This window comes from Kitasatospora sp. NPDC127121, assembly GCF_042677305.1.
Lineage (GTDB): Bacteria > Actinomycetota > Actinomycetes > Streptomycetales > Streptomycetaceae > Kitasatospora.
This window is the reverse complement of sequence record NZ_JBHXTQ010000030.1, coordinates 37,749-55,085: the sequence shown is the minus strand read 5'-3', so window position 1 is coordinate 55,085 and position 17,337 is coordinate 37,749. Positions and strand designations below refer to the sequence as shown.

The 17,337-nt window shown below is 72.0% G+C and carries 7 protein-coding genes; 1 reads left to right on the top strand and 6 read right to left on the bottom strand.

The features are described 5' to 3' along the window. Positions 1-246: 246 nt before the first annotated feature. Positions 247-5,172, top strand: a complete 4,926-nt coding sequence (locus tag ACFVHI_RS17315; RefSeq protein ID WP_380340098.1) for a glycosyl hydrolase family 18 protein — start codon at positions 247-249, stop codon at positions 5,170-5,172. 146 nt (positions 5,173-5,318) lie between these two features. Here ACFVHI_RS17315 and ACFVHI_RS17310 read toward each other — a convergent pair whose 3' ends face one another. The 6 genes from ACFVHI_RS17310 to ACFVHI_RS17285 all read right to left on the bottom strand — a co-directional run bounded on the left by ACFVHI_RS17310 (position 5,319) and on the right by ACFVHI_RS17285 (position 17,178). Then, positions 5,319-6,077: a thioesterase II family protein gene (locus ACFVHI_RS17310; protein WP_380340095.1), complete on the bottom strand. Its 759-nt coding sequence runs from the start codon at positions 6,075-6,077 to the stop codon at positions 5,319-5,321. Between the two features lie 55 nt (positions 6,078-6,132). Then, positions 6,133-7,368, bottom strand: a complete 1,236-nt coding sequence (locus tag ACFVHI_RS17305) for a cytochrome P450 (protein ID WP_380340092.1) — start codon at positions 7,366-7,368, stop codon at positions 6,133-6,135. Further along, positions 7,365-9,479 (bottom strand): amino acid adenylation domain-containing protein, encoded by a 2,115-nt coding sequence (locus ACFVHI_RS17300; RefSeq protein ID WP_380340089.1) that lies wholly within the window; start codon positions 9,477-9,479, stop codon positions 7,365-7,367. The genes ACFVHI_RS17305 and ACFVHI_RS17300 overlap by 4 nt, the downstream gene beginning before the upstream one ends. Positions 9,480-9,483: 4 nt before the next feature. After that, on the bottom strand, positions 9,484-9,864 hold the full coding sequence (locus tag ACFVHI_RS17295; protein WP_063352271.1) for a nuclear transport factor 2 family protein: 381 nt from the start codon (positions 9,862-9,864) through the stop codon (positions 9,484-9,486). A 112-nt stretch (positions 9,865-9,976) separates the two neighbouring features. Next, on the bottom strand, positions 9,977-13,123 hold the full coding sequence (locus ACFVHI_RS17290) for an amino acid adenylation domain-containing protein (RefSeq protein ID WP_380340086.1): 3,147 nt from the start codon (positions 13,121-13,123) through the stop codon (positions 9,977-9,979). Further along, positions 13,120-17,178, bottom strand: coding sequence for an amino acid adenylation domain-containing protein (locus tag ACFVHI_RS17285; protein WP_380340083.1), 4,059 nt, complete (start codon positions 17,176-17,178; stop codon positions 13,120-13,122). Before ACFVHI_RS17285 ends, ACFVHI_RS17290 begins: the two co-directional genes overlap by 4 nt. Positions 17,179-17,337: the final 159 nt, after the last annotated feature.

The window sequence follows — 17,337 nt, the reverse complement described above, 5'->3', positions numbered from 1 at the left end:
GGCGCGCAAGGGCGCGTCGGAGGCACCAGCGGGCGCAGACAGTCACCGAGGGGCGCGGGCGGGGGCGCAGGCGGCGTCGTCCCGGTCGTCGTTGACGCGTCGTCTATCCGCTGTCAACGCGCCGACCCTAGCTTGTCCGCGCCCGGTGATACGGGCTTTATGTGGAAGAAAGTTGAGGCGTGATCAGTGAGATTCCCCTTGGTGCGGCCACGCGGGCGGTGGCCCGAACGGCTGGCCGCCATAGGCATGGCCTTGTTCCTGGCGTTCACGTCGATGTCCACGCTGGGCGCTCCGGCCGCGTCCGCGTCGACGGAGGACACCCTGTACGCGGGCCGGTACCTGCAGTTCATCGACCAGGTGCGGAGCATCGCGACCACCCCGCTGCTCGGTGCCGAGCAGACGGCCGAGCACCAGGTCGGTGCAGCCCGGGAAACGATGACGGGCTTCGTCGAAGTCCCGCTCACCTTTCTTGAGGAGCTTGATCCGACCACGGATCGTCAACCGGTCACGCTGGTGATGCGCCAGAGCGACATGTACATCGTGGGATTCACGAGGCCCCCCAGAGGCACGGAGCCGCGAAGGCAGTTCTACTATTTCCGCGACGCGGGCCTTACGACATGGGCCAACCACAACGCGGTCGATCTCGGATACAACGACAGGTACAACGACAACCAAGGCCTCGGCGATCAGACCACGGTGACGATCAGCCGCTGGGATCTCCAGGGAGCCGCCGATGCGCTGCGGACGGCAGGCACTAATGTCAACGACCGCCATGCCCTGCGTGGGCCCCTCCTGCGTCTGGCCGTGGCCGCGGCCGAAGCGGCCCGCTTCCAGCCCATCCGGGACGGCATCCACCGGGCCATTGCGGACGGCACGACGTGGAACGCCGCGGACCGCGTGTGGCGGGACAACGACAACGTCGTGGAGCCCTTGCGGGAGGTCATGACCGGCGGTTGGCTCACCAATCACTGGGCCAACCTGAGCCGGCTCGTCACGGCCTGGATGGGCACCGTGGACCAGCATGGCAACCCTCAACAATTTCTCGACTACATCTACAACGCGGGCGAGATCGACGCGACGCTGATGGGCGTCCCCATCACCATGGGGAAGGTCCTGTCGATCCTCGCGACCGTGCATGTCGTCAGGGAGGCCCCGGACGCCTGCCAGGCGTCGTTCCAGCTGGCGTCCACCGCGGCCGCCGCCGGACCGAACGTGTGCACCCGGCCCAAACCCATCGACGCCGCCGTGTCGGTCGACGACTGGGACGCCCGGGTGATCCTGTTCAACGGGCCGAACTTCCAGTACATGTCGGGTGACATCGGGGGCCGGGACTGGGCGTGGGCGCCTGACGGCAAGCCGAGCAGCATTGCCCAGGCCTGTCCTGCGCTGCTGGGCACGGGCTTCGCCGCCGGGGTCGACGCGGCGGTGCGGCTTCCGGACTACCCGGAGGACCTGCTGCTGTTCCGGGGCGACCAGTACCTGCGCCTGCGGCTCGCGACGGATTCGTTCGGCGTGAGGCACCTGGAGGGCTGCTCTGCGGTGACCAGGCCGATCGCCATCGGGGACGCCTTCAAACCGTTGAAGGGCACCGTCTTCGCGAACGGCGTCGACACCGCGGTCTCCGTCACCGGAAGCCAGCTCTACTTCTTCAAGGGGGACCAGTACGTCCTCGTCCAGGTCGACATCGGCGGCACCGGGGACAAGATCGTGAACGGTCCGAAGACCATCGCGGACAACTGGTCCGCGCTGAAGGCGGCCGGCTTCTTCCGGGACCTGGACGCCGCCTTCTCCGTGCCCAAGCCCCTGGTGGGTGCCAAGTCACGGCCCCTGGAGACCGTGTTCATCAAGAACGGCGCCTTCGTCACCATGGAGGTCCATCCCGGCACGGTGGACGACGACTACATCGCGGCCGGCATGATCGACAGCGACTGGTACGGCTTCAGGAACACGATCTTCTCCGCGGGAAACGGTGCCACCCGCATCCCGGACCACATGCACCGCCCGCCCAAGGGGCTTCCCCCGGGCCCGATCAAGGGCCTGGCGGGCAAGTGCCTGGACGTCACGGACGGTTCCCGGGACAACGGGGCCCCGGTCCGGCTCCAGGACTGCAAGGGCGGCGACGCCCAGACGTGGTCGGTGCCCGGTGACAGCACGGTCCAGGCCTTGGGCCTGTGCCTGGACGCGGACCACTCCGGGAAGGATTACGGCACCAAGGTCCAGCTGTGGGGCTGCAACGGCAGCGACGCCCAGAAGTGGACCCGCACCGCGGCCCGGGAGCTGAAGAACGTCAACGCGGGCCTGTGCCTGGACGTACCCGGCTCGGTGTCCGGCGACGGGCGGCAGTTGCAGCTGTACGGCTGCAACGGCAGCGACGCCCAGAAGTGGGTGCTCAACGACCCGTCGGGCACGGACCAGCCCACGCCCGTGAACGGCGACGCCGGCTCCCCGTTCGACGACTCGCCCGACGACCGGGGGACGAAACCCGCCTCCTCGGGCGACTGCCGGCCCGAGGGGATGGCCGCCACCCAGGGGGTGAACGCCCGCTACTGCGACGTCTACGACAACGCCGGCCGGGAGTGGGTCGGCAACAACCGCACCCGTCGTACGGTCGGGTACTTCACCGGATGGCGCGCCGGGGCCACGGGAGACCCCGCGTACCTGGCGTCCAACATCCCCTGGTCGAAGGTGACGCACGTCAACTACGCCTTCGCCAAGGTGGACGGGAACCGCATCAGCATCGGCGACGTGAACGACCCGAAGAACCCGGCCACCGGCATGACCTGGGACGGCGACCGGAACGCCATGGATCCGTCCCTCCCGTACAAGGGGCACTTCAACCTGCTGAACACCTACAAGAAGAAGCACCCGGCCGTGAAGACGCTGATCTCCGTCGGCGGCTGGGCGGACACGCGCAACTTCTACGCGATGGCCACCAACGCCGACGGCTCGGTGAACCAGGCGGGCATCGACGCGTTCGCCGACTCCGTGACGGACTTCCTCGACCGGTACGGGTTCAACGGCGTCGACATCGACTACGAGTACCCCACCGCCCTGCCCAGCACGGGCAACCCGCTGGACTGGGACGTCTCCAACCCGCGCCGCAAGGGCCTCCAGCAGGGCTACACCGCGCTGATGAAGACCCTGCGGACCAAGCTGGACCAGTCCGGCACGGCCAAGGGCCGCTACTACCTGCTGACCTCGGCCGGGTCCGCCTCCGGCTACCTGGTGCGCGGGCTGGACGCCGGCCAGGCGCTCCAGTACCAGGACTTCGTCAACGTCATGAGCTACGACCTGCACGGCTCCTGGAACAAGTACGTCGGCCCGCAGGCCCCGCTCTACGACGACGGCAGGGACAACGAGCTGGCCGACGCCGGGATCTACAACGACCAGGCCGCCGACACCAAGGAGTACCAGAAGAACGGCTACTTCAACGTCGACTGGGCCTACCACTACTACCGCGGCGCCCTCCCGCCCGGCCGCATCAACCTCGGCATCCCCTACTACTCCCGCGGCTGGCAGAACGTGCAGGGCGGCACGGACGGGCTGTGGGGCACCTCCGCCATGCCGGACCAGTCCAAGTGCCCGCTGGGCGTCGGCGGCCGGGGCCCGGCCAAGGGCCAGGACTGCGGTCTCGGCGCGACCGGCATCGACAACGTGTGGCACGACACCGAGGACGGCCGCGAGGTCGGCGCGGGGTCGAACCCGCTGTGGCACACCAAGAACCTCCAGGACGGCCGCACCCCCGGCTACCTGAAGTCCTACGGAGTCGACCCGGCCACCGACGCGGGCAAGCTGACCGGCAGCTACGCCGAGAAGTACTCCGACCCGCTCCAGTCGTCGTGGCTGTGGAACGACAGCAGGAAGGTGTTCCTCTCCACGGAGAACGAGAAGTCGATCGACGCCAAGGTGAAGTACATCGCGGACAAGGGCGTCGGCGGCGCCATGATCTGGGAGCTCGCCGGCGACTACACCAAGCGCTCCAACGGCGAGTGGGGCATGGGCTACGACCTGACCACCCGCCTCGACAACGCGCTCAAGGGCGTGGGGGCGTACGGCAACACCACCGGCGGCGGCAAGCCGCTGCCCTCCCAGGTGATCGACGTCAAGGCCGAGTTGGTGGACTTCCCCACCGACGTCGGGGACATGTGGCCGATCCAGCCGAAGCTGCGGATCACCAACAACTCCAAGGTCGCCCTCACCCAGGGGACGGAGATCTCCTTCGACATCCCCACCTCCACCACACCCGTGCTGAAGGACGGGGCCTGGAAGGAGATGAGCGGCACCGTCCCCGGCCACACCGGGCCGAACGCGGGCGGGCTGAAGGGCGACTTCCACCGGGTGACCATCAAGCTCGGCTACTGCGAGGACGTGCCCGCGGGCAGGTCGAAGGACATCGACGTCAAGTACTACCTGCCCATCACCGGCCCGGCGAACGTCACCTTCCGGATCGGCGGCAAGGACTACGGGTCCACCGGTGACCGGCGCAGCGCGGTGACGACGGTCGATCCTCCGACGGTGTCCGGGGCCCAGTGCCAGGCCGCGCCGTGGCAGGCGCACGCCTACAACCCCAACCCCTCGTTCGCGTTCTGGCAGACCGGCGACAAGTGGATCATCGAGGACCGCAACAGCGGCAACGTCCTCGACCACCCGGGCAGTTGGACCGACGCCCACCTGTCGATGAAGCAGACCGGCAACGCCAACCAGCTGTGGACGGTGAGCGAGGACGACCAGGGCTGGTACCACATCAAGTCCGCCACCAGCGGCCACGACCAGTGCCTCGGCGCCACCACGGCCAGGGGCACCCTCACGGTGCGGGACTGCGACGGGAAGATCGACCAGTGGTGGCGGCTGGTGCCGCTCAGCACGGACCAGGCCACCGCGGGCAAGCCGGCGCTGGACCGGCAGGTCGTCGGTGGCCCCAAGCACGGCAGCTCCTACGCGCTGGGCGGGTTCGCCGACGGGACCGACTGGTGGAAGACCCCGGCCTACCTCGCTGCCCCCGCCAACAGCGCCACCGCCTCCAGTACGAAGATCATCGCCGGGGACCCCGACGGCGCCTGGGCCTCGACGGCGTCGTGGAACGGCTTCTACTGGCGCGCCAAGTGGTGGAACAAGGCGACGGACGAGCCCGGCAAGAGCGACGCCTGGCAGAAGCTCGGCCCCACGCCGTGACCGAACCGCACCCTGACGGGAGTTGACCGCAGCGGGCCCCGGCAGAGCATCGCCGCTCTGCCGGGGCCCGCTGCGCATCGACGCCGGGGCTGCCGGCTCGTCCGGGTGCAGGTGTCAGGGGGTGCAGGTGTCAGAGGGTACAGGTGTCAGAGGGTGCCGGGCCGGGTGGGCGTCAGGTCCGCGACCAGGAGCGCCAGCAGGTCCGTCGGCGCCTCGATGAAGCGGTAGTGGCCTCCCTCCAGGAGTTCGAAGGTCGTTTCGCCGCAGGCCGACCAGCCGGTCATCAGCGACGGCTCGATGCCCGTGTCCTCCGTCCAGCCGATGGCGGTGATCGGGGACGGCAGCCGGACCGGCTCGGCCACGTGGTAGCGCTTGTTCATGTCGACGTCCTTCCGCAGGACGCCGAGGTAGAGCGCGAGCAGGCTCGGTTCCAGGGTGCCGCCCAGTTCCGCGACGAGCTGGCGCAGTTCGCCGGCCAGCTCGTCGTCGTTCATGCCGAGGAAGCGGCCGTAGGGGCCGTCCTGCGGTGCGACCTCGGCGGAGACGAACACCCGGGTCGGGGCGGGGCAGCCCCTTTCGACCAGCCGTACGGCGGTCTCGTACGCCGCCAACGCGGAGCCGCAGTGCCCGAACAGCGCGTAGGGACGGTCCAGGTAGGGGCGCAGCGCCTCGCAGAGGTCGTCGGCCAGCGCCTCGTAGGTGGTGTGGGCGGGCTCGCGCATCCGGTTCTCCCGGCCGGGCAGTTGCACGGGGCAGACCTCGACGCCGTTGGCCGATGACGGCCACTGGCGGTACATGCTCGCTCCGCACCCGGAGTAGGGCAGGCAGAACAGCCGGGCCGGTGCCACCGGCGACGGCTCGCGCAGGAACCACTTGTTGCGGGTACGGGCCGGCGGAGCGTTCACTGGTGACCTTCCGGTTTCTTTTCGGGTGCGGCTGCGGTGGTGCTGACGCCAGGGCCTAGCGGGTCTGCGCGGTGATCGGCAGGTGGGTGAAGCCCGCGATGATGTTCGAGCGCATGCGTCGCGGCGTCCCGGCGAGTTCGAAACCGGTGAACCGGCCGAGCAGTTCGGCGAACAGGATCCGCAGGGCCACCCGGGCGACGGTGTGTCCGATGCAGTAGTGCGCGCCGACGCCGAACGCGATGTGCTTGTTGGGTCGCCGCCGGATGTCGAAGGTGTCCGGGTCGGCGAACACGGTCTCGTCGCGGTTGGCCGACCCCAGCCACACGACGACCGCGTCCCCCGCGGGGATCGGCACGCCCCGGACCTCGACGTCGCGGGTGGCGTGGCGCATGAAGTGCTGGGTGGGCGAGGCCCATCGCAGTGCCTCCTCCACGCCGCTGCCGAGCAGCTCCGGGTGTGCCGCCCAGTCGTCCAGGACCGGCGTCCCGGCCAGTTCGACCATCGCCGCGATCGGTGGCTGGGCGGTGGTGACGGTCGCACCGAGCAGCAGGCTGTAGCAGTTGGACACGATCTCGCCCGGCGACAGCCGGCGTCCGTCCAGTTCCATCGTGAGCAGCACGCTGATCAGGTCGTCACCCGGTGCGCGGCGACGCGCGGTGACGACGTCCTGGAAGTAGGCGAACAGTTCGCGGTGGGCGGTCACGAGGGTGGCCTGCGGTCCGGCGGCGAGCTGGAACTCGGGGTCGTCCGCGGCGATGCAGGCGTGGGCGAGCCGGACCAGTCGCGGCCAGTCCTGTTCCGGCAGCGCCATCATGGTGCCGATCACCGCCATCGGCAGGGTCGCCATGGCGGCGGCGAAGTCGAACGGGCCGCCGTCGGCCAACGGCCGGAGCAGCTCGACGATGACCCGGCGGATGGCCTCCCGGTCGTTCTCCACCGTCTTGATCGACAGCGCCTGCTGCAGCGGGCCGCGCAGGTGCGCGTGCCGGGGCGGGTCGGTGACGGCCATCTGTCGGCCGCCGGCGGGGTCGCCCTGGCCGAGGAGGTTGAGCAGGGTGCCCTGTTCGGAGGTGAACGTGTCGTGGTCGCGGAGCACCCGGTTGGCCTCGGCGTAGCCGACGACCGACCAGTAGCCGATGTCGCCGACCGGCTGCCAGCTCACCGGGGCGTGGCGGCGCAGCCGTCGCCACACCTCGTGCGCCCCGCCCGAGTGGTAGAGGTCGGGGTCGATCAGGTCGACCGGCTGCGGGGCGAGGACCGGGCATCGCGGGGTCGGGGGAACCGCCGTCATCGGGCCTGCTCCTGCCGTGCACCGTCGGCCGGGACCGCCGTCAGGCCGTCCGGGCTCGCCACCGGGTTGTCCGGGCTCTCCGCAAGGCCGTCCGGGTCCGCCGTCCGCATCCGGGCGGTGAGGGCCGTCGCCAGCTCGGCGACGGTCGGCGACAGGTACAGGATCTGCGCGGGGAGGTCCACGTCGAACTCGCGCTGGGTGGCGACCAGGAGGTCGGTGGCCAGCAGGGAGTGCCCGCCGAGGTCGAAGAAGTCGTCGTCGACGCCGACCGGTTCGATGCCGAGGATGTCGCCCCACAACTCGGTCAGCCGCGTCTGCACCTCGGTGACGGGTGGGACGTACTCGTTGGCCACGTTGCGCGGTACCCGGGTGGCGGTGGGCAGGGCGCGGCGGTCGATCTTGCCGTTGCGGTTCACCGGCAGTTCGGGGCGGACGAGGATCGCCCAGGGGATCAGGTAGCCCGGCAGCCTGTCCCGCAGTTCGTGGCGCAGCCGCCGACCGAGGTCGGCGTTGCCCGCCGGATCGGGCTGCGCGGGCACGACGTAGGCCAGCAGCCGGGTGCCGCCCGCCGGATCGGCCTGCGGCAGCACGACCGCGTGCCGCACCTCGGCGAGCCGTTCCAGCTCGACCTCGACGGCGCGCGGTTCGGCGCGGTAGCCCTGGACCTTGACCTGGTCGTCCGCGCGACCGACGAACTCCAGCGTGCCGTCCGGCAGCCATCGCACGAGGTCGCCGGTCCGGTACATCCGGGCCCCCGGCTCGGTCCCGAACGGGTCGGGCAGGAACCGTTCGGCGGTTGCGGCCGGGCGGCCCAGGTAGCCGCGGGCCAGGCCCGCCCCGGCCACGTACAGTTCGCCGCACTCGCCGACGGGCACCGGCCTGAGGTCGTCGTCGAGCACGGCGACCCTGGTGCCGCTGATCGGGCGGCCGATCGGCACGCTGCGCAGCTCCGGGAGGGTGCTGCTGGTCCAGCAGGTCGTGTACGTGGTGTTCTCGGTCGGCCCGTAGCCGTTGGTGAAGAGCAGCTCCGGGTAGCGGGCCAGCAGGTGCTGGACGTGGCCCGGCGAGGCCACGTCGCCCCCGGTGAGGACGTGCCGCACGTCGGCGAACGCCTCCAGGTGGGAGCTCACCATCTGGTGGAAGAGCCCGGTGGTCAGCAGCAGGACCGTCACACGCTCGGCACGGACGACGCGCGCCACGTGCTCCAGCGTGAGGGCGACCGGGGGGAAGAGGACCAGCCGGCAGCCGTTGACGAGGGGGGCCCAGATCTCGAACGTGGACGCGTCGAACGCGACCGGCGCGAGGTGGAAGAAGACGTCCTCGGCGCGGACGTCCACCCAGTCCGCGCCCCGGACGAGCCGGTCGATCGCCCGGTGGGGCACGCCGACGCCCTTGGGCTCGCCGGTGGAGCCCGAGGTGTAGCTGACGTAGGCGAGCCGGTCCGGGTCTCCGGGGCGGGCCGCAGCCGCCGGCCCGGTGGCCGGCTCCTGCGCCGGGCCGCCTTCCGTCACCGTGACCGTCACCGTGACGACGGTGTCGGGCAGCTGCTCCCCCAAGGCCTCTCCGACGATCACCATGCCCGCGCCGGCGTCCTTGAGTAGCAGCGCGTGGCGGCCGGCCGGGTCGTCCGGTTCGAGTCCGAGGTACGCCCCGCCCGCGATGAGGACGGCGAGCAGGGCCACGATCAGCTCCGGCGATCGCGGCACCAGCACGCCCACGACGTCCTCCTGCGCCAGTCCGGCCGCTCGCAGCCGCCCGGCGAGCCGGTTGGCGCGGTCGTTGAGCTGCCGGTAGGTCAGGGTCCGTCCGTCGCAGGTGACGGCGGGCGCGTGCGGGGCCCGCTCCGCCTGTTCGGCGACCAGCTCGTGGATGGCCCGTGCGTCGAACGGTGGCCGTCCGCTGCCGACGAACGCCGGGATGTCGGAGGTGAGGACCGTCTTGGTCAACTGCTTCCCGCTTTCCTGTACTGAAGTGTCCCCGTCGGGGTTGAACGCGCGACCGCGTGGGCCGTCGCCGTGGCTGTGCCCGTCGCCGTGGCCGTCGCCGACGCGGTAACCGTCGCGGTGGCCGACGCGCAGCACGTGGTGCGCGGTGTCACCGGGTGCGTCCACCGCCTCAGACCGCCGGCACGTGGAAGAAGGTGTCGCGCGCGGCGATGCGGCCCTGCGGCGTCATCCGGAAGAAGTCCGCGAACCGCAGCTCGACCTCACCGCCGTCGTGCAGCACGCCGCGGAACAGGCCGTGCACGGCCACCTCGTCGTCGGTCGTGACCACGGTGGCCAGGGTGTGCACGCCGGCGCGGATCACCCGCTGGTCGCGGTAGAAGCGTTCCAGTTCGGCGTGCCCGACCATTGGTTGGTAGCCGGGGCGGTGGTAGCGGGCGTCCGGGGTGAACAGGGCGACCAGCGCGGGCACGTCCCCGGCGTCGACGAGCTGGTAGTACCGGCGGACCTGGGACACTCCCAGCGCCGGGGCCGTCAGGGTTTCCGGGGCCATCGGGGTCTCCGGTGTCGCGGGTATTGCCGGTGGTGCCGGCGTTTCGTCGGGATGGGAGAGGGTGTGGACCATGCCGAGGTGCTTCCTGTGATCGCTGACCGCTTGATCGCGGTCAGAGTCGTGTACGTGGTGAGAGGGCCGGTGCGGCCGCGGCGTCCGGGGCGTCCTTGAGCGCCTCGACCAGGCGCGCCGGCGTGGGTGCCTGGAACAGGGCGCCGAGGGTGAGTTCACGGCCGAACCTCACCCGCACCCGGTTGACCAGCCGGGTCGCGAGCAGGGAGTTGCCGCCCAGCGCGAAGAAGCCGTCGTCGACGCCCACCGCGGGCCGGCCGAGCACCTCGGCGAACAGCGCGCACATCGTCTGCTCCGCCGGGGTTCGCGGCCCGGGCCCGGACGGTGCCGGTGCGAGGTCCGGGACGGGCAGCGCGGCCCGGTCGATCTTGCCCCTGGGCGTCAGGGGGAAGGCGTCGAGCGTGACGATCGCCGAGGGCACCATGTAGTCCGGCAGCGCCGCGCTGGCGTGCTCCCGCACCGCCGCCGGGTCGAGCCCCGAGTCCCCGGCCGGGACGACGTAGCCGATCAGACGCCGGCCGGGCGAGGTGCCCGTACCGGCGACCACGGTCGCCTGGGCGACGTCGGGGTGCCCGGCCAGCACCGCCTCGATCTCGCCCAGCTCGATGCGGAAGCCGTGGAGCTTGACCTGCTCGTCCGCGCGGCCGAGGAACTCGAGTTCCCCCTCGGCGTTCCAGCGGACCACGTCGCCCGTGCGGTACATCCGCTCGCCCGGTTCGCCGAACGGGCACGGCAGGAACTGGCCGGCCGTGCGGCTGGGGTCGTTCAGGTACCCGCGCGCCACGCCCGCACCGGCGACGTACAGCACGCCGGCCACTCCCGGCGGCACCGGCGACAGCGCCTCGTCCAGGACGTACACCCGCCTGTTGTCCACCGGTCGGCCGAGCGGGACGACGTCGGGCACGGGCTGCCCGGGGCGCAGCACCCTGCGCGTGGTGAACGTGGTGGCCTCGGTCGGGCCGTACCCGGCGACCACCACGGAGTCCGGACACCGTGCCAGGACGCGCCGGACGGCATCGGCCGGCACGATGTCACCGCCGGTCCACACCTGGCCGACCCCGGCCAGCGTGCCGGGCGACTCCTCGGCGAACACCCGGAACAGCCCGGCCGTCAGCCACAGCGCACCGACCCGGTGATCGACGATGAGCCGGTGGAGGTCCGAGAGCGCCAGCTCGCCGGGCGGGGCCACGACGACCCGGCCCCCGTTGAGCAGCGGCACCCACCACTCGTAGGTCGAGGCGTCGAAGGCGTGCGGGGAGTGTGCGAGGACTCGCGGGCCGCCCTCTTCGCGCCAATAGCGTTGCGCGGTCAGGCTGATGACGTTGCGGTGGGTCAGGGCCACGCCCTTCGGCGTGCCCGTGGACCCGGAGGTGTACAGGACGCACGCCAGGTGGTCCGGGCGCAGCGGCACGACGGGGTCGGTGGCCGGCTCGTCGGCGAGGCCGGGGTCGGCGTCGACGACCACGACCGGTGTGCCGTGGGACGGCGCGTCGTCCCGGGTGGCCCGGTGGGTGAGCAGCACCGCCGCACCGGTGTCGTCCAGGACCCGGCGCAGGCGGGCCGTCGGGGCCCGGGTGTCCAACGGCACGTAGGCGCCGCCGGCCTTGCTGACCGCCAGGACCGACACCACCACGTCGACGGAGCGTTCCATGAGCACGGCCACCGTGCTGTCGCAGCGGACGCCCAGGGCGATGAGCCGGTGGGCCAGCCGGTTGGCCCGGTCGTTCAACTCCGCGTAGGACAGGGTGGTTTCGCCGCACACCACGGCGGTCGCGTCGGGTGTGCGCCCGACCTCGGCCGCGAAGGCCAGCGGCACCGTCGGGTGCGGCAGCGGCTGCGTGGTGCGGTTGACGGCCACGATCATCCGCTGCCGTTCCTCGGGGGTGAGGAGGTCGGGCCGGCCGATCGGCCGGTCCGGGTCGGCGGCCACCGCGTCCAGGAACCGGAGGAAACGCTGCTGGTGGGCGGTGAGTTCGGCCTCGGAGTAGAGCGCGGGGTTCGCGTCGACGTCGAGCCGGGGCTCGGTGCCGTCGGAGCGGTCGTAGACGGAGAACGAGAGGTCCTCGACCGGCCCGTTGGACAGGTTGTGCACGGTGGCCCGGACGCCCGCGAAGTCCAGGTGGTAGTAGAAGGACATGATGTTGGCGATGGGCCCGAACAGGACCCGCTCCGACCTGGCCGGATCCAGCTCCCTGCGCAGGTCCTCGCTGCGGTGGCGCTGATGGCCACGCAGGGCGGCGACCTCCTCGGCCACCTGTCGCGCGAGTGCGGACAGGCCCTGTTCCGGGTGCACGCGCAGCCGCAGCGGCACCACGTTCGCCACCATGCCGGGGACGGCCGGCCCGGAGGAGCCGGTGCGTCCGGTCACCGGCATGCTGAGCACGATGTCCCGTTCGCCGCTGAGGCGGTGGAGGTACGCGGCGACCGTTGCGGTGAAGGCGCTGGGCCAGCTCGCCCCGGCGGGTCGCGCGGCCCGCCGCAGCGCGGCCACGGTGGGCGCGTCGAGGGCGCTGGTACGGCGCAGGAAGCCGTCCGAGGCGGCCGCCGAGCGGCTGGCCAGGCTGACGGGATCCGGCCGGCCGGCCAACCGGTCCGCCCAGAACTCCCGGTCCTGTTCGGGCTGTTCCGACGCGTGGTAGGCGGCGTCGTGCGCCAGCAGGAGGCTCAGCGGCCCGAACGCCGGTCCTGCCCCTCCCCTGCCCTCGGCCAGCCTGGTGTAGGTCTTGGCGACGCGGCGCGCGATGAGCGACATGCTGAAGCCGTCGACCACGATGTGGTGGACGCGCTGGTACCAGAGGAAGCGGTCCGGCGCGATGGCGAACAGGGCCTGGCGGAACAGCCGGTCCCGGGTGAGCCCGAGCGGTGTGGACAGGTCGGCGCGCATCCAGCGCTCGGCCGCCCCCAGCGGATCCGGTGCCGAGGTGAGGTCGACGTGGTCCATCGACCAGTCGGGCGCCGGGGTGACGACCTGCCGGGGGCCCTCGGCACCGTCGGTGAGGCGAACGCGCAGGGACTCGGTCTCGTCCACCACGCGCCGCACGGCCGTCTCGAACAGCTCCGGGTCGATCGGCCCGGGGATGTCCACGTACTCGCCGGTGTTGTAGGCGGGACTGCCGGGGCGCAGGTGGTGGGCGAACCAGATGCCGGACTGCGCCGACGACAACGGCAGCTCGTGTCCGTCGCTCATCCGAGCTCCTCCAGGATGGCCGACAGCGCGTCGGCGAAGGGTGCGGCGTGGGGCGGCGACAGCATGTCGTGGTGGTTGCCGGGCACCTCGACCACGCTCAACGCCCCCAGGGTGCGGTCGCGCCACCGGGCGGGGACCACGACCGGGGCGGCGAGCACGGGGTGCTCCTCGGCGCTCGTGAACAGGTGGATCGGTGTCCGCAGCCGTGCGGTTGAGCGGTAGCGTCGGGCGGCGTCGCCGTTGGTAGTGAAGACCCGTACCATGCGCCGCAGTTGCTCGGTGCGCACGCGCAGGGGGAGGCGCTCGCCGGCATGCGCGTCGTGGAGCAGCAGGGAGAGGGCGTCCTGCTCGTCGAGCTCGTCGAGGTCTCCGATGGCTCCGACGGCTCCGGTGGGCAGCCCGGCGGCGAGCGCGAACCGGGCCGTCCCGTGCGCGTCATGGCCGTCGGGCCCGCCGGTGGGCCCGTGGTCGGACTCGGTGGCTCCGCTGGTGGACGCGTCGGTGAACGCGGGCGCTCCGACGTCGATGATCCCGAGGAATCCCGGGGGGTTCCCCTCCTCCTCCAGCAGGCGGGCCATCTCGAAGGCGACCAGCCCGCCGAAGGACCAGCCGGCCAGCAGGTACGGGCCGTCTGGCAGGACGGACCGCAGCTCCCGCAGGTAGCGCTGCGCCTGCTCCTCCACGGTGGCCAGTGGCGGCTCGTCGGTGTTGTAGCCGACGGCCTCCAGGCCGTAGACGGGCCGGCCGCCGGCGAGCGGTTCGGCGAGGCCCTCGGCCAGGTTCTCGGCGAGGTGCTCGGTAAGGTTCTCGGCGAGGTTCTCGGCGAGGTGCTCGGCCAGGTGGAGGAAGGAGCACACGTCGCCGCTCTGCGGGTGCACCAGGATCAGCGGCGCCCTGCGGTGGTCTCCTTCGGCCAGCGGAACCACGAGCCGGCGCAGGGCCTGCGAGGCGTTGGGCAGTTCCGCGCACAGACCCTCGACGGTGGGATGGCGGAACACCGTGTTCAGCGGCACGGTGACCCCCCACTCCCGCCGGATCGCCTCCACGAGCTCGACCGCCCTGAGCGAATGCCCGCCCAGCGCGAAGAAGTCGTCCCGGACGCCGACCCGCGGGGTGCCCAGCACGCGCTCCCAGATCCTGGTCATCAGGAGTTCCAGCAGGTCCCGCGGCGGCAGTGCACCCGCGTCGTGGCCGTGGCGGGCGGGCGCGGGCAGGGCCCCGCGGTCCACCTTGCCGTTCGTGGTCAACGGGATCCGGTCGAGTGCGGTCAGCGTCGTGGGCACCATGAACTCGGGCAGGGTCTCGCGCAGGGAGCGCCGCAGGACCGCCAGGTCACCGGGCCCGTCCTGCCACACCAGGTAGCCGGCCAGTTCGGCGTCCGTCCCGGTGCCCCGCACCGTCACCGTGGCCCTGGCGACACCGGGCTGCGCGCACAGCGCGGCCTCGATCTCACCCAGCTCGATGCGGTACCCCCGGATCTTCACCTGCTCGTCGGTGCGGCCGAGGAAGACGAGGCTGCCGTCCGGCAGGTACCGCGCCAGGTCGCCGGTCCGGTACAGCCGGCCGCCGCCGGCACCGAACGGATCGGGCACGAAGCGCTCGGCGGTCAGCCCCGGCCGGTTGGCGTACCCGCGGGTGACGCCGACCCCGCCGATGTGGATCTCACCCGGTACGCCGACGGGCACCGGGGCGCCCGCCGGGTCCAGCAGGTAGATCCGGAGGTTGCCCAGCGGCCGGCCGATCGGCACGGACCCTCCCGGCCGGGCCAGATCCCGGTCGGCGTCCACGCGCCGGGTGACACAGCCGACGGACGCCTCGGTGGGACCGTAGCCGTTCCACAGCGTGGAGACCCGGTCGAGGAGCCGCCGGGCCAGGGCGGGCTGGAGCGGTTCGCCCACGCAGATCGCCTGGAACCGGCCGCCCTGCCAGCCGCCGTCCAGCAGCAGGAGCCAGGTGGCCGGTGTGGCCATGAGCGTGGTGACGCCGAACTCGCGCATCATCTCCGTCAGGCGCGGGCCGTCGACCGCGACCTCCGACGGGGCGATCACCACGCTCGCGCCCCAGGCCAGGGGCATGAGCACCTGGGGGACGATGACGTCGAAGGAGATCGAGGCCACCGAGGCGACGACATCGTCCCCGCCGAGGTCCAGCTGTCGGCCGCGGACCACCAGGTAGTTGACCACGCCCTCGTGCGGGACCAGCACGGCCTTGGGGCGGCCGGTCGAACCGGAGGTGTAGATCGAGTACGCCAGATTGGCGGGCGTCGCGAGTGGCGGCAGCCGGTCCGCGGGCAGGGCCGCGATGAGCCCGGCCTCGTCGTCCGTCCACACCGTCGCGGCGCCGTGCTGCGGCAGCCGGTCGGCCAGGGAGCGCTGGGTGAGCAGCAGCGGCACTTCGGCGTCGGCGAGCATGAACGACATGCGCTGTGCCGGGAGGTCCGGGTCCAGTGGCAGGTAGGCGGCGCCAGACTTGAGGACGGCCAGCAGGGCCACGACCAGGTCCGCCGAGCGCGGCAGGCAGACGCCGACCAGGCGTTCCGGCCGCGCTCCCCGGGCTCGCAGGTGCCGCGCCAACTGGTTGGCCCGGCGGTCGAGTTCCCGGTAGGTCAGTCGCTGGGCGCCGCAGCGGACCGCCACCGCGTCGGGGGTCCGCCGGGCCTGCTCCTCGACCAGTTCGTGAACGCAGAGGTCCGCGGGGAAGGGTTCGTCGGTGGCGTTGGCGGCCACCAGCAGCGCTTCGCGCTCGGCCTCGGTGAGCAGGTCCAGGCGCGAGACGGGACGGTCGGGGTCGCCGGCCGCGGCGTCCAGCAGCCGGAGGTAGTGGCCGACCAGGCGTTCCACGGTCGCGCGGTCGAACAGGTCGGTGTCGAAGGCCACGGTCCCGGTGGTGATAGCCGACCGATCGGCTATCACCAGGCTGAGGTCGACCTTGGCCGTGCCGTTGTCGACCTCGATCTGTTCGACCTCCGTCCCCACCAGCCGCAGGGCGGCGGCCGGGTCGGACAGGCCGGCGAACATCACCTGGAACAGCGGGTTGCGGTCGAGACCGCGGGCCGGCCGCAGCTCCTGCACCAGCCGCTCGAACGGCAGGTCCTGGTGTGCGTAGGCGTCCACGGCGGTCCGGCGGACCCGGTCGAGCAGCTCGGCGAAGCTCGGGTCGTCCGCGAGGTCGGTGCGGACGACCACGGTGTTGATGAACGAGCCCACCAGCGGGTCGAGTTCCGGACGGGTCCGGCCCGCGACGGGTGTGCCGACCGCCACGTCGGACTGCCCGCTGTAGCGGGCGAGCAGGGCCTGGAACGCGGCGAGCAGCGTCATGAACATCGTCGCGCCGTGCCGCCGGCCCAGCAGCCGCAACCGGCCGGCCAGTTCCTCGGGCACCGTGAAGGTGATCCGCTCGCCCCGGCCCGCGCGGACCGGTCCGCGCGGGCGGTCGGTGGGCAGGTCCAGCGGCGACAGCCCGGACAACTGTGCGCTCCAGTAGTCCAGTTGGCGTTGCAGGCGTTCGCCGGAGAGCCGGGCCCGCTGCCAGTGGGCGAAGTCCGCGTACTGGATCCGCAAGGGGGGCAGCTCGTGCTCGCGGCCTTCCAGCCGGCTCCGGTACATCGCCGACAGGTCGTCCCACAGCAGCGGCATCGACCAGCCGTCGACGGCGATGTGGTGGACGACCACCACCAGGACGTGTTCGTCCTCGCCGACCCGCAGCAGCGATGCGCGCAGCAGCGGGGCGGCGGCCAGGTCGAACGGGCGCAGGATCTCGGACTGGACGAGATCGCGGGCCAGCCGCGTCCGGCGTTCCGCGGGCTCGGCCCGGAGGTCCGTGACGGGCAGGTCGAACGGCCGGGCCGGCTCGACCGAGGGGCTGGGGCGCCCGTCCCGCTCGGGGAAGGCGGTGCGCAGGACTTCGTGGCGCCGCACCAGCTCGGTGAGGCTGTGGCCGAGGGCCGCCACGTCCAGCGGGCCGTGCAGCCGGAAGACCTCGTGGACGTTGTACATCGCGGGGCCGGTGGACAGCCGCTCGATCAGCCACATGCGTTCCTGGGTGAACGACGTCACCTGCGCACCCGCCGGGCGGGGTGGGATCGCGGCCTCCGGCTCGCCCTCGGCGGCCCTGCTCCGGGCCGCGCGGACGCGTTGGTCGAGCAGGGCCCGTGTGGCGGCCCGGGTGGGACCGGTCGACGGGGCGGCTCCGGGTGTGGAACCGGTCGGCTGGCC

What these genes read in the sequence shown, in the direction of transcription:
- ACFVHI_RS17305 (WP_380340092.1), bottom strand. Translation starts at nt 7,368, where the DNA reads ATGACGGCGGTTCCCCCGACCCCGCGATGCCCGGTCCTCGCCCCGCAG.
- ACFVHI_RS17315 (WP_380340098.1), top strand. Translation starts at nt 247, where the DNA reads ATGGCCTTGTTCCTGGCGTTCACGTCGATGTCCACGCTGGGCGCTCCG.
- ACFVHI_RS17295 (WP_063352271.1), bottom strand. Translation starts at nt 9,864, where the DNA reads ATGGCCCCGGAAACCCTGACGGCCCCGGCGCTGGGAGTGTCCCAGGTC.
- ACFVHI_RS17290 (WP_380340086.1), bottom strand. Translation starts at nt 13,123, where the DNA reads ATGAGCGACGGACACGAGCTGCCGTTGTCGTCGGCGCAGTCCGGCATC.